Annotated in this window: 12 protein-coding genes; 8 read left to right on the top strand and 4 right to left on the bottom strand. The window is 51.9% G+C overall.

Features of this window, described 5'->3' with window-relative positions:
• The first annotated feature begins 47 nt into the window (after positions 1–47).
• From SBI19_RS02595 to SBI19_RS02575, 5 genes are all read left to right on the top strand, one after another.
• Positions 48–809 carry a hypothetical protein gene (locus tag SBI19_RS02595; RefSeq protein ID WP_317964656.1) on the top strand — a complete coding sequence of 254 codons (762 nt, stop codon included), beginning with the start codon at positions 48–50 and terminating at the stop codon, positions 807–809.
• A 145-nt stretch (positions 810–954) separates the two neighbouring features.
• A complete protein-coding gene (locus SBI19_RS02590; protein WP_317964655.1) occupies positions 955–2,226 on the top strand; it encodes a stalk domain-containing protein in 1,272 nt (423 codons plus the stop codon).
• Positions 2,227–2,349: 123 nt separating this feature from the next.
• A complete protein-coding gene (locus SBI19_RS02585; RefSeq protein ID WP_317964654.1) occupies positions 2,350–3,363 on the top strand; it encodes a FecCD family ABC transporter permease in 1,014 nt (337 codons plus the stop codon).
• Positions 3,360–4,400, top strand: coding sequence for a FecCD family ABC transporter permease (locus SBI19_RS02580; RefSeq protein WP_317964653.1), 1,041 nt, complete (start codon positions 3,360–3,362; stop codon positions 4,398–4,400). Before SBI19_RS02585 ends, SBI19_RS02580 begins: the two co-directional genes overlap by 4 nt.
• 167 nt (positions 4,401–4,567) lie before the next feature.
• Positions 4,568–5,050, top strand: a complete 483-nt coding sequence (locus SBI19_RS02575) for a cell wall hydrolase (RefSeq protein ID WP_317964652.1) — start codon at positions 4,568–4,570, stop codon at positions 5,048–5,050.
• Between the two features lie 48 nt (positions 5,051–5,098).
• Here SBI19_RS02575 and SBI19_RS02570 read toward each other — a convergent pair whose 3' ends face one another.
• Positions 5,099–5,761 carry a putative periplasmic lipoprotein gene (locus SBI19_RS02570; RefSeq protein WP_317964651.1) on the bottom strand — a complete coding sequence of 221 codons (663 nt, stop codon included), beginning with the start codon at positions 5,759–5,761 and terminating at the stop codon, positions 5,099–5,101.
• A gap of 217 nt (positions 5,762–5,978) precedes the next feature.
• Here SBI19_RS02570 and SBI19_RS02565 point away from each other — a divergent pair, with 217 nt between their 5' ends.
• Genes SBI19_RS02565 through SBI19_RS02555 form a run of 3 tightly spaced genes read left to right on the top strand, consistent with a single transcriptional unit; the run spans position 5,979 to position 7,009 of the window.
• Positions 5,979–6,596: a sigma-70 RNA polymerase sigma factor region 4 domain-containing protein gene (locus tag SBI19_RS02565; RefSeq protein ID WP_317964650.1), complete on the top strand. Its 618-nt coding sequence runs from the start codon at positions 5,979–5,981 to the stop codon at positions 6,594–6,596.
• 4 nt (positions 6,597–6,600) lie between these two features.
• Positions 6,601–6,783, top strand: coding sequence for a YvrJ family protein (locus SBI19_RS02560; protein ID WP_317964649.1), 183 nt, complete (start codon positions 6,601–6,603; stop codon positions 6,781–6,783).
• The gene (locus tag SBI19_RS02555; RefSeq protein ID WP_317964648.1) at positions 6,773–7,009 is read left to right on the top strand and encodes a helix-turn-helix domain-containing protein; all 237 of its coding nucleotides are present in this window, start codon (positions 6,773–6,775) and stop codon (positions 7,007–7,009) included. Before SBI19_RS02560 ends, SBI19_RS02555 begins: the two co-directional genes overlap by 11 nt.
• Positions 7,010–7,098: 89 nt before the next feature.
• Here the strand turns inward: SBI19_RS02555 and SBI19_RS02550 are convergent, their stop codons facing one another.
• From SBI19_RS02550 to SBI19_RS02540, 3 genes are all read right to left on the bottom strand, one after another.
• The gene (locus SBI19_RS02550) at positions 7,099–9,105 is read right to left on the bottom strand and encodes a beta-galactosidase (protein WP_317964647.1); all 2,007 of its coding nucleotides are present in this window, start codon (positions 9,103–9,105) and stop codon (positions 7,099–7,101) included.
• 94 nt (positions 9,106–9,199) lie between these two features.
• Entirely contained in the window at positions 9,200–10,798 is a 1,599-nt protein-coding gene (locus SBI19_RS02545; protein WP_317964646.1) for a response regulator, read from the bottom strand.
• A gap of 5 nt (positions 10,799–10,803) precedes the next feature.
• Entirely contained in the window at positions 10,804–12,609 is a 1,806-nt protein-coding gene (locus SBI19_RS02540) for a cache domain-containing sensor histidine kinase (protein WP_317964645.1), read from the bottom strand.
• Between the last annotated feature and the right edge of the window lie 52 nt (positions 12,610–12,661).

Here is a 12,661-nt window from a genome sequence, read left to right as displayed (position 1 = left end):
TTGGCCGTGAGCGTCGCTGATGCACGCATAGATCTGGAGGGATGATTTTGAAACGAATTTTAATGCTGATGTTGGCTGCTTCTATATGCCTGGTTACTGGCTGTGGCTCTGGCCCGTCATCGAATCGTTACGTCGGTTCGGGTGAGCAAACCACTGCCGAAACGGAGCTTTCTACTACGGCGGATACAACGGAAGAGGAGACGATCACGGAAGAAACCGACGCGCCGGCAGCCGATCCAGCCGAAACGTCGACCAGCAACGTCGAAACGCCTGAATCGGACACAACAACGACAGCTGCCGATAAGACTGCAACTGAAGAGCTGGCTAAGAAGAACGAGGAAGAAGCTGCTGGGACGAAGAAGTCTGACGCAAGCGATGCGAAACCATCTGCCGCCAAATCCACCCAAGCTAAGGCGGCCCAGAAGAACAACGAATCGACCAATAAGGCGGCCGTCGGCTCGATACTGAACAAAGCAAGTGACAAGCCGGCAGAAACCAAGTCCGCTGCTGTAGATCTGGCAGGACCTATCGAGCAAATACGAGATTCAGTCAAGACGCTGAAAACAGCAGTCGAAAGCGAAGACACGGCGAAGATCGCTGAGCTGGCATCGCAGATCACAGCAACGTGGGCGAAGATCAAGGATAGTGCCAATAACGCCTACCCGGATACCGCCGATTTTGTGCAAGAGAAAATCGATCGTTTATCCGAATTGACAAGCGCAGAAACGCTGGATTACAAGGCGCTGCTGCAGCTCGATTACGAGCTCTACCAAGCGATGCGTCAGCTGGCTGATCAAGCCGGCGTCTAGCATCTGATTGGCATCATGACGGTAAACATCACGTTTGCTTGAATGCAACCTCGGAAAATATGGGTTGACAATGCTTGCCATTTTCGTTTTTAATGATAACGATTATCAATTTCATAACAGGTTGAAAGGTGGATCTTTTACACTCATGAAGAAGCTCTCGTTTCGTGTATTCGCATTATGTCTTTCTCTAATTCTAGCAATCATCTCCGTACCGCTGGCCACTGCGGCCGCTGCTTCGATCAAGGTGACGGTCAACGGACAGTCGCTCGGTACCGATGTTGATCCTGTCGTCGTTAATGGCGTTACGCTCGTTCCTTACAGCAGTCTGGTAACTAAGATTGGCGGTACGCTCAGCCTCGACAACAAGACGAAGAAGCTGACGGTGAAACGCAATGGCACGACCGTTCAATTGACGATCGGAAGCAGTCAGGCTGTCGTCAACGGCAAGACTGTCGACATCGGCGCAAAAGTCATCACGAAGAATGGCCGTACGCTTGTGCCGTTCCGTTTCTTGGGTACAGCATTCGGGTTGTGGGTCAATTGGGATGCTGCTTCCAAGACGGCAAGCATCGAGACGAAACGCACAATCACGCACGCAATGGGGCAGACAACGCTGACCTCCGTTCCTAAACGTGTCGTCGTGCTCGTTAACGGTGTCGTGGACATCTCGCTTACGCTAGGCGTCAAACCGGTAGGAGCAGTTGAATCATGGGTTCAACAACCATGGTACGATTATCTGAGTGCTGACATGGTCGGTGTAACGAATCTTGGCAGCGAGCTTCAACCGAACCTGGAAGCTATCGTCGCGCTCAAGCCGGACCTCATTATCGGAGCGAAGACGCGCCACGAGAAAATCTATGATCAACTCTCCAAAATCGCGCCTACGATTTATGTAAGCCAGCTGTTTGAATGGAAAGACAACCTGCAGCTTGCAGCCAAGGCGCTTAATAAAGAATCCGTTGCCAACGATTTCATGAACAAATGGAACAAGCAAGTTGCCGACATCAAATCCAAGCTTGGCAGCAAAGCGAACAGCGAAGTCTCCATCGTACGCTTCTACGATGACGGCACGGCCCGCATCTACATCACCGGTTTCGCAGGCTCCATCCTTGACGAAGTTGGTCTGAACCGGCCGAAATCGCAGCGTGACACGAACAAAACATTCATCGACCTCGATTCCCAAGAGCAAATCCCGCTGATGAACGGGGATATCATCTTCGACATTACGTCCAGCAATCACGGCGGAGATGAATTCAAGACGCAGGCGGAATGGAAGAAGAACCCGCTGTGGAACAATCTCACTGCCGTTAAGAAAGATAAATATTACCAAGTTAATGACGTGACCTGGAACCTGTCAGGCGGCGCTACCGCAGCGAAAATGATGCTCGACGATCTCTACTTCTACCTCGACCTGTAAGAGGCGCTGAGAACCCGACTTTCTGACTCGGACGATAAGCTGAAATCTATTGGAATCATACGCACCAAGAAGAATGAGCCTCCGGCTCATTCTTTCTTATGTCGCGGGACTGGAGTGACTGTGATGGCAACGCTGTTTACGAACAATTGGACCCGAATATCCGGACTTTTATTTGGTTTGCTGATGCTGGCTGCCCTGCTGCTTACGAGTATGGCCTATGGACTAACGACGATCTCTTGGTCGGATGTCTACCACTCTTTCACCCATTATGACAGCTCGTCGAATGCTCAGATTATCGTGCAGACGTCGCGTATGCCTAGAGCGCTGACTGCGGCGGCGATTGGAGCAAGTCTTGCCGTTGCTGGCACGCTCATTCAAGGACTGACGGTTAATCCCCTCTCTGATCCGAATGTGCTGGGCATTAACTATGGCTCCTCGTTTCTCGTCGTGCTAGCTGCTACGCAATTCTCAGTCTCCTCGCTGCCGATGCAGACGCTCGTCTCCTTCTGCGGTGCGGCTATCGGCGCAATTGCGGTATACATACTCGGATCGCTGGGACGCGATGGTTTAACGCCGCTTAAGATCATTCTGGCAGGCGCCGCGTTAGGCGCTTTGTTCTCTTCGTTCACGCAAGGGATGCTCGTGCTTAATGAGGATGGTCTTAATGAGGTGATGTTCTGGCTGACGGGGTCCGTGGCAGGACGATCGCTCGACATGTTGAAGGCGGTGCTGCCGCTGATGATTGCAGGATGGTGCGCTGCGATGGTCATTGCAAGGCATATGAACGTCCTTACGATGGGCGACGACACCGCGCAGGGGCTTGGTCAGCGGACGTTGTTGGTCAAATTAGCTGCGGGACTTATCATTGTCGCTCTCGCTGGCGGTTCAGTCGCGATTGCAGGTCCCGTCGGCTTCATAGGACTCATTGTCCCGACTTGCGCCAGGATGTTCGCCGGCAGCGACTTTCGCTGGCTCGTCCCCTACAGCGCTATGCTCGGCGCGCTTCTTGTCGTGACGGCTGATATAGCCGGTCGATTCGTCATTCGGCCAGAGGAGCTTCCGGTGGGGATCATGACAGCTGCCGTCGGCATTCCGATGTTCATTTTCATTGCAAGAAGGGGGATCATCAAGAAATGAAATCGGGTGTAACGATTCGATTCGACAAGCCGGCTGTATCGCTGCTGATACATAAGAAAACACTGCTTCTTGTCCTCTTTCTAACGGTATTAAGTGTAGCTGCTATGCTGATAAGCACAGGGCTTGGCGATATGCGCATCCGCTCGCTCGATGTGATACGGGCGATATTCGGTCATGGCTCTCAAGAGCACGAGCTTATCGTGCGGTCGCTGCGGCTCCCTCGGATCATCACCGGTTTTCTCGTTGGCATGTCGTTGGCTGCAGCCGGCTCCATCCTTCAAGGCATGATCCGCAACCCGCTTGCTTCGCCCGACATTATCGGGATTACGAGCGGTGCATCGGTTGCAGCGGTCGCTTTCATCAGCTATCTATCCAGCAGTGTCAGCATCATCTGGCTTCCGGTAGCGGCAATGGCAGGCGCTGGCGCAGCCTCCATCGCGATCTATCTGTTCGCGTGGAAACAAGGCGTCACCTCGATCAGACTTGTACTGGTTGGGATCGGGCTGAATTTCCTGCTGGCTGCTGCGACCAAAGTGATGCTTCTCAAAAATCCCGATTACTCTACATCGCAAGCGTATGTGTGGCTTGTTGGCACCGTGTATGGTAGCGATTGGGGACTTGTAACGATGATTGCGCCGTGGATCGCCTGCTTCCTGCCCCTTGCTTGGCTGCTGGCACGCAATGTCAACGTGCTCCAGCTAGGCGATGACGTCGCAGCCAGCGTAGGCAGCGCCGTTCAACGTCAACGTTTCATGCTGCTTATGATCAGCGTCGCATTGGCGGGCGCTTCAGTCGCTGCCGGCGGGGCCATCTCCTTCATCGGATTGATCGCGCCGCATATGGCGCGCAAGCTCGTCGGCCCGTCATTCGGCAGCGTGCTGCCGGTATCCGCATTGATCGGCGGCATCACCGTCGTCGTTGCGGACACCATCGCGCGCAGCGCCTTCCCGCCATATGACATTCCGGTCGGCGTCTTTACAGCTGGGGTCGGCGCTCCCTTCTTCATCTACTTGCTTTATCGAAACCGCAATGCGTAAGGATATCTATCATTCGTAGAATCTATTAACTCGAAGGATATGTTGAAAGATTCACTTAGACAGGTTGTGAATGAGGCTCCCCGCCACACTGTATAGATCAACAGCTGTTTACTCAACTAACATGAGGCACTGGCCATGCTTCATCATACCAAGGAGGCAGATGCATTATGGCATGGGGAGATCCGGTAGCAGATTTGACAGGTTTGAGCGAGTTTAATTCACTCGATGTAATCGATGTTCTGGCGCGGCTGATCTACGGTGAGGCGGATAACCAATCGAGAATCGGTAAAGCGGCGGTCGCATGGATTGTAAGCAATCGAGTGGATAAGAATATGAAAGAATTCGGGTATAACTCTTACAAGGATGTCTGCCTGTATCCAGGCGCTTTCGACGGGATTAAGCTGCTGAAAGCCCGTCAACCGGATACATCGTCGACGTCGTGGAGCGACTGTCTGAGTGAAGCCGTATCTGCCACTCGCAGCGCGAATCCGATCGGCACATGCTTGTGGTTCGTGACCAACTCCAAGTTCAGCTCTGCTGTCATTAAGAGCGGCGGCGTCGAGTACTGGAACTTCGGCCCAGGCAACAAGAAGATCGTGGAGAAAGTTGTGATTGAAGATCACACGTTCTTCCGAGTGGAAGGCTATTAATCTATAGCAAAATAGCGAACGGCCCCCTATCCCAGGGGGCCGTTTGTGTTATTCGAATTCTTTTATCGCAAGATTGCTTACCTCAAGCTTATTATTCTTCGCCTCAAACGCAGCCTCTACGTTCGCCACAAACAGTCCAGGCGATGCCTGCGCGGACACCTCTGCGATCAGATGCTGATTGTCCACGCGATAAGTGACGATATTGCCGATGGCGGCCTCGTCAAACCACATTCCGGCATCTTCATCCTTGTATTCTTTCGTAATCGTGTTGTCTTTATAGGTTAGCGTATAAGTCTTCTTACCGTCCTTGCTGCTCACGGTCGATTTCAATTCTTCCTTAACGACAGCGATAGGATCCTGAACCTCGAACTCCGTGAAATCTTCCTCCAGAACGTGCACTTCGGAATCAAGTACCCCAGTACCGTACCCTTGGGTCAAAATAATAACGATCTCAGGTTCAGCATCTTGATCCAGGTCCTCACGAATGATTTGCGGATAATAACTATCGTTCGTCACATTGCTCCACGAGAAATGCTTGCTGTTCTCCCCGATCTTCACCGTTACGCCGGACAGCATGTCACCCGAGACCTTCGTGTCGGCAAGCAGCTGAACATGCTTGTCTTGGCTCTCTGCAATGACGGTCTCCTTCGCAGGGCTCGAACACCCCGCCGCTGCTATAACGAAGGCCAATAGGCCTGCAATTCGTTTCATTAATAATCCCCCCGTTTGTTATCGAATAAATACACTATGATATATAGACTGATCTACGTTTTCAAATGTTTCGTATGAACTTGAACTTTCCCCAACTTTAGGTAAAATGAAATAATAATACGAACACTTGTTCGTTTAATGGTTGTTAATTTCGATTTCAACACACTGTATAAAGTATACGCATGGAGATATTTCAAGTAGAAAGGATACCTCGCCTATGAACACGACAACGAGCCGTTCTGCGATGATCGGGCCAATTGAACTAACGAATGTCATCGACCATCCATTCATCCAGCATTTTATCTCGTATCCGGAGCATGCAAGGCTTATTCGAAGTTATAGGAGCGAACCAACCGAAGCCAATCTGGATCAGGTTAATCATGCGTTCCAGGTCTACTTGTTCGCTGTCCGTTTCACGAAGTACCTAGGCTCGCTCATTCATAACGGCCGCATTGATTATGTACGGAAGATGAAACGGCATGAGGAAAGAGAACAGGTCATTTATGACAAGCCTGTCTCGGAAGAGGAGGAAAGCGCCATCGGCGAAATGCTGACCAAGGTTTATTACGGGGATGATCTGCCGCAAGTAACGGTCGATCCGAAGAAGTTCCAGGAGCAGTTGAATAACGAATGGCTGTACGATGGGTTCTCCCGCCTGACCAGCCGTCAGAAGTATGTCATCACATTGGCCTACTCGGCCATGAATCGAGACAGTGAAATCGCTGCTCTTCTGAACGTTAGCCAGCAAGCCATATTCAAGACGCGGGCAGGGGCGCTGCGGAATATGCGCAAAGCATTCCCGTCCCACTCCTTCCCGCTCAGATTGAGAGGCTGACTCTATGGATCAGGCACAGACCATCGCGATGGTAACGACAACGATCGGAAACATGGGCTTTCCTATTGTGGTTGCCGGATATCTGCTCCTCCGATTCGAGAAGAAAATCGATGCTTTGACAGGTACGCTGCAAGAGCTTATGCATGCGGTATCCGACGAGAAGGTGACTAGAAGCCATGACAAATGACGAACTGTTTCAATCGGTGCAGCAGGCCCAATACGGCGATCGAGAAGCCATGCAGCGCATTATCGAATCCTTCTATCCTCTTATCCGCAAGACAGCAAGAAACATGCCGCCTTCAGCCTCGCGCGACTATGAGCAGGTCATTATCGAGAAAATCGTTCGCGCGGTGCATCGTTACGACCTGCAGTCGATTCCAAGCTTTGTTGATTTCTGCGGGAGGATGGAGTAAATCAGGCTAATAGAACAACGAACGAAGAAGGCCGCCATCAATGGCAGCCTTCTTCCGTTATGACCTATGATGATGTCGATCGAACACTTCTACTGCTCCTCCACGATTACAACGCCCCAACGCTCCAACTCGATCGCCTCTCCCTTAAGGATTTCCCGATCTGTAAGCAGCTCAACGCCGTTCCCATAAGGATAAACGAAGGACTGCGGCTGGTCTGAATAGTTGAAGTAGTAACGAACGTTATGACCTTCCTCGTTGATTCCGGACTTCACAATAATCGGGAATTGAAGCTCCTGATCCACGCCCCATATTCCCGCTTCGCGGATGGCGCCCTCCAGCACTTTGCGGACAACGGCTTCGCTTGGCAGGCAGCCGATATAAGTCGCCATCCCCTTGCCGTAACGGTTGGTCGTGATCGCAGCATACTGCCCCCAATGCGGATGCTCGTACCAAGCGAGCACCTCTGCCGTTGTCGGCGTGAGCAGCTCCATCCAGACATTGATGTTGTTCTCTGCTTCCATAACGTCGAATGGATTTCCCTTCAACGATACTTTCCCTGGCTCAACGAACTGTGAGTAGGTAATTCCGCATGCCTTCTCGATCAAGCCCGGCTGAGCGCTTGTCCGCACTTTGATATGCTCGTTGGCAAAACCGCTCTTGAACGTGTACACGACATGTCCGCCGTTCTCGACGTATTCGTTCAGAGCATTCAACAGCTCATCCGAAGCTGTATACAACGCCGGCACAATGACCAGATCGTAGTTGTCGAGTCGATCGGAAGCGCCTGCATACACCATATCGCAGCCGACGTTCATCTCGTACAATTGATCGTACGCGAGGCGAACGATATCGTTATAGCGGACTTCCCCGCCAGGCAGCTTGAACCAGTCCAGTGAAGTCAGCGCTTCGTTGCTCACCAGTACAGCGACGCGGTTCTTCTTCTTCAGATTGACCAGCTTGTCCGACAGACGAGCGAACTGCCGGCCAATTGTCTTCGCTTCGTTATAGGTCGGGTTTGGCCCCATGTCATGACTGAGCAGGCCCTTCCAATACGTCTCGAACGAGTTATGAATAGAGTGCCAATGCCAATACTCAACCATGTTCGCGCCGGACGCCAGATGGCTGAACGCCTGCAGCGTCAACTGACCCGGATAAGGCGTCCAATTCGGAAACGCCTGCGCTTGCGTCTCCAGCACGAAATAGTTCGAGCCTTTGAGCGACCGCGTCGAGTCTCCGCCGAAGGAAATTTCCTTGCCCGTCAGATCGTCCTGCGATGGATGATAAATATCGACGCCTGCGATATCGAGCGCTTGCGCCGCTTCATAATGATCGACATCCGGCTGAACGCCGAAGGAGTACCCGCGCCATTCGAAGTCAAAGTTATGCGTGACGAACTGACCTGGGCGTTTGTATTCATTCACAATCGCGGTCTGCCATGCAAGGAAATCGGTAACGAGCTTCCGCTGGAACTTGGCGAACGCGGCACCCAGGCTGCCATTGATCGTACCAACGACGGAAGGGAAGTCCTCCCAGCTGTTAATCCGATTGCTCCAATAGTCAAGGCCGTACGCTTCATTGAGCCGCTCCACTGTTCCGAACTGCTCTCTCATATATTTGACGAACTGAAGCTGCACGTTCGGACCGCTCGTCCGGTAATGCTTCGTTTCGTTATCGACCTGATAACCGATGACGGCTGGATGATCGCATACGCGGCTGATCAGCTTGCGGATGATACGTTCGGAATAGAACAAGTACGAAGGATGGGTGATGTCCATGATCTGCCGTGCACCATATCGTCCTGGCCCATCCGGCGTCTCTGCCAGAATGTCCGGATGTTCCTTCACCATCCATGTAGGAATCGCGTAGGTCGGCGTTCCGACAATGACATGAATCCCCGCTTCATGCATCGCGTCCAGCACGCGGTCCACGCTGGAGAAGTCGAATACGCCATTCTGCGGCTCATGCGTGCTCCATGTGGATTCAGCGATACGGACGAGGTTAATGCCCGCCGCCTTCATCATTTCAATATCCTTGCTCAGCCTCTCGCAAGGCATATACTCGTCGTAATAAGCAACCCCATATAGCAGTTTGTTCAACGTCATCTCTCCCTTGTTTGTTATACGTTCCGATCCTCATACCCTGCTGCATTCAACCTTCATGGTGCTGAAAATCGAACTTTTTGAACATGAACTATAAGTTATTGCGGTACTGCGTTGGCGTCATGCCGGAGTACTTCTTGAACACTTGGAAGAAGTACTTCTCATCCTGATAACCGGACTCATGCGCGATATCCGATATGCGAAGGCTCGGGTCCCTCAGCAGGCGGGAAGCATATTCGATCCGAATGCGGTGCAAGTACTCGATAAAGCTGGTCTGCAGCTGCTGCTTGAACAAATAACTGATATAGCCAGGCGTCACATACACCTCGCGGGCGACGGACTCCCTGCTAATATCGAGTCGAAAATGTTCTTGCACGTAAGCTAATATGGACTCGAACAGCTTATTGCCATTCTTGCGTACGGACAACTGATCTGCGATGGTCAGTGCCGTCTCCGTCAGCGTTGCCATGATGTGTTCCAGACTGGAACGGGTCATCATGCGGGGGATTTCATCCAAGCCGCTGCCGAACACCTCGTTCACATTGACGTTGCGCTCGATACAATCCCGATAGAGAGCGAAATACAGCGCATAGATGGAGTTAGTGACACTCTCCTTCGAAGAACTCTCCGGCTTCAGCGAGGTTAGAAAATCTTGCAGACTGGCACGGATCGCATGTTCATCGCCTTTGCCTATCGCCTGAAGCACAGCTCTCTCGTTCTCTAACGGATAAGAGGTTTGAGTAAAATCCTCTTCCTCCGCCGCTTCGAGATAATCCGTGATCTTCGAATCGCCTTCATAGAATCTCGCATTCAACGCTTTCTGCGCTTCAAGGAACGATACGCGGAAATGCCGAATGCTCCGATCGAAGCTGCCGATTCCGATCGAGACCGTGAACGGGAGAAACCGCATCGCGTTGTGTTGAACCGCTTCGGCGTATGGCAGCAGCAGCTTGGTATCCAGCCATTCTTCCGCATTCATGAGCAGCACGATATCATCGTTATCCTCGAACGCCGTGGAATGACAGATCGGAATGAATGTCTCCTCCGCGATATTTTTGAGCGCGTATTTGTACAGCTCGATATCGACGCTTCCGTATTTCTGCTGCACGAGATGGAAGTCATCGATCTTGACGACAAGCGCTCCGAAGAATGGCAGCGGGAAGCTGATATCGCTTAGCTTCAAGTTGTTCAGCAGCCGTTCCAGCGGGGGATTCTCGGTCATCACCAGTCGGTTAAGCGCGTATTCCTTCAGGAAAGGAAAGCTTTCCCGAAAGCCGTTGCGAAGTCCCTCCAGCCTCTCATCCTCCTGCCGTTGTTTCGCGATATCGTCCGTAATCTTGAGGACCAGATCCAGTATCTCTTGACGGCGGCTTGGCTTGAGCAGATAGTCGACGGCACCTGCAGCCATCGCTTTCTGAGCGTAAGAGAATTCATCGTAACCGCTCATAATGATGCATTTGGTAGATGGGAATGACTTGGCAGCATGCTCGATCAGCTCCAGTCCGTCCATCACCGGCATCCGAATATCCGTCAGCAGAATGTCTACGCTAGTACCCTCCATGATCTCCAGCGCTTCCGCTCCATCCCGCGCCTCGCCTACGATCTCAATCCCGTGAGCCGCCCAATCGATCAGCATCCGAATGCCCGTCCGTGCTCTCTCCTCATCATCCACGATAAGCAGTCGATACATGCTCCTCACTCCTCTCTCATCGATAGAACCGCCGGTATCGTGAGCTGTACCCGCGTGCCTTGTCCAGGCTTGCTATCATAAATCAATTCGAATTCGTCCTTGTAATAATGCTTGAGCCGTTCATGCACATTGCGGACGGCATAACCGCTTGTATCCTGCGCGACGTTGACATCATTCTCCTTCGGCAGCGCGGTCAGCTTGGCCAGCTCCTCTTCGCACATCCCCAGACCGTCGTCTTCAATAATGAACGTCAGGCGTTGACCCTCTTGGAAGCCTGTTACCCGAACGAAGCCGCCGCCCCGCTTCCGTTCGATACCGTGTACGATCGCATTCTCGACGAAAGGCTGCAAAATCAGCTTCAGCATGATGAACTCGCTCATCCCGGGCGGAATATCAATCTCGTATTCGAGCACATCGCGGAACCGCATTTTCTGCAAGGAGAGATACAGCTCAAGCAGCTCCCGCTCCTTCGCTACGCTTGTAAAGCTCTTGCCCCGATTGAGACTTAGACGGAACAGGCGCGACAAATTAATTATCATTTCACTGATTTTGTCCTGCCCAGCGGACTCCGCTTCCCAGAAGATCGTATCGAGCATGTTGTATAGAAAATGAGGATTGATCTGCGCCTGCAGCGCCTTGAGCTCTGCCTCCTGCTCCCTAAGCCTCAGCACATAAGCATCGTCGACCAGCGACTTAATATTTTCAACCATATTGTTATACCCCTGACTTAGATAGCCGATCTCATCCCCGTATTTGACCTCTACCTTCTCATCGAACTGTCCGTTCTGGAAGCGGCGCATCGACAGCAGCAGGTTCTTGATCGGAGCGGTTAGGAACGAGGTAAGCAGCAGCATAATCGGAATGCTCATCACCAGCCATCCCACGATGAGCAGCACCACGAACTGCTTGATGGAATTAAGCTCCTCGGTCAAGACGCTAAGCGGAACGGCGTATAGATACTGCCAGCCATTCTCCCCTTTGCTGTACGTTAGAAGCAGGCTCTCCCCGTCCAATCGCACTACCTTCGATCCCGACTCTGGAATAGACGATCGAATGTTTTCCAGCTCAGCCTGTCCTTCCTTGTAAAATGGTTTGCCCGCTTCCAGCAGCGGCACGCCGCCGGCATCAAGTATGACTAGCCCATGATCCTTGTCGTACAGATTCGCCAAGTATTGCGCCTTGATCGTCTCCTGATTGACGCCTACGAATATAAACCCGATCGTATACCCGTTATTCGTGTTCCGAACGATCCGGGTCATGCCGATCTTGTCCTTGCGGTTGTTCTGAATGAACACATTGTCCGCAGGCATGGGAAACCAGAGCGGCGCGCCGCGCAGGGCCGCGGTCTGTTTATAAATCGGATTGGCTTCTATCTGTTGAATGGTGCCCGACCCGCTGCTGTCATCCGTTGCAACTTGGAACAGCGGCGGACCCTCTTTGCCATAGAGCGCTACATAATCGAAGTTGCCGGTCAGCAGCATCTGATTCATTAAGGTTGTCGTCGATCCGTTGTACAGCGCAGGGTCAAGCGTTCCCTCTTCCGGCCTAACCTCCATCTGAAGCGTCGACTGAATATACGGGTCCATGACGAACACCGTCACCCAGTTGGAAATCGCCTTCTGCATCGAACGCATATTATTGTCAACCACGCGGACAACGCCAAGATTGGTGGAGCTGACCTTGTTCACGACTTGGGTCTTAGACGTTTTAATCGCATAATAACCAAGCGCAACGGAAAACACTGTCATAAGCAGCGTGAATAAAATGATGATTTTGAACTTCAGGCTTAAGTTGAAATAAGCGCGCAGCATCGTGATCACAAGCCTTTACATATATGCTTTTTTTGTATTCTAATCTTCTCTT

Source organism: Paenibacillus sp. CCS19, from assembly GCF_033239625.1.
Lineage (GTDB): Bacteria > Bacillota > Bacilli > Paenibacillales > Paenibacillaceae > Paenibacillus_T.
The sequence above is the reverse complement of the archived record's forward strand: the minus strand, read 5'-3'. Positions and strand labels throughout refer to the sequence as shown.

Excerpts from the sequence above, each read along its gene's own strand:
- SBI19_RS02590 (WP_317964655.1), top strand. The coding sequence starts at position 955 with ATGAAGAAGCTCTCGTTTCGTGTATTCGCATTATGTCTTTCTCTAATT.
- SBI19_RS02585 (WP_317964654.1), top strand. The coding sequence starts at position 2,350 with ATGGCAACGCTGTTTACGAACAATTGGACCCGAATATCCGGACTTTTA.
- SBI19_RS02580 (WP_317964653.1), top strand. The coding sequence starts at position 3,360 with ATGAAATCGGGTGTAACGATTCGATTCGACAAGCCGGCTGTATCGCTG.
- SBI19_RS02575 (WP_317964652.1), top strand. The coding sequence starts at position 4,568 with ATGGCATGGGGAGATCCGGTAGCAGATTTGACAGGTTTGAGCGAGTTT.
- SBI19_RS02570 (WP_317964651.1), bottom strand. The coding sequence starts at position 5,761 with ATGAAACGAATTGCAGGCCTATTGGCCTTCGTTATAGCAGCGGCGGGG.
- SBI19_RS02565 (WP_317964650.1), top strand. The coding sequence starts at position 5,979 with ATGAACACGACAACGAGCCGTTCTGCGATGATCGGGCCAATTGAACTA.
- SBI19_RS02560 (WP_317964649.1), top strand. The coding sequence starts at position 6,601 with ATGGATCAGGCACAGACCATCGCGATGGTAACGACAACGATCGGAAAC.
- SBI19_RS02555 (WP_317964648.1), top strand. The coding sequence starts at position 6,773 with ATGACAAATGACGAACTGTTTCAATCGGTGCAGCAGGCCCAATACGGC.
- SBI19_RS02545 (WP_317964646.1), bottom strand. The coding sequence starts at position 10,798 with ATGTATCGACTGCTTATCGTGGATGATGAGGAGAGAGCACGGACGGGC.
- SBI19_RS02540 (WP_317964645.1), bottom strand. The coding sequence starts at position 12,609 with ATGCTGCGCGCTTATTTCAACTTAAGCCTGAAGTTCAAAATCATCATT.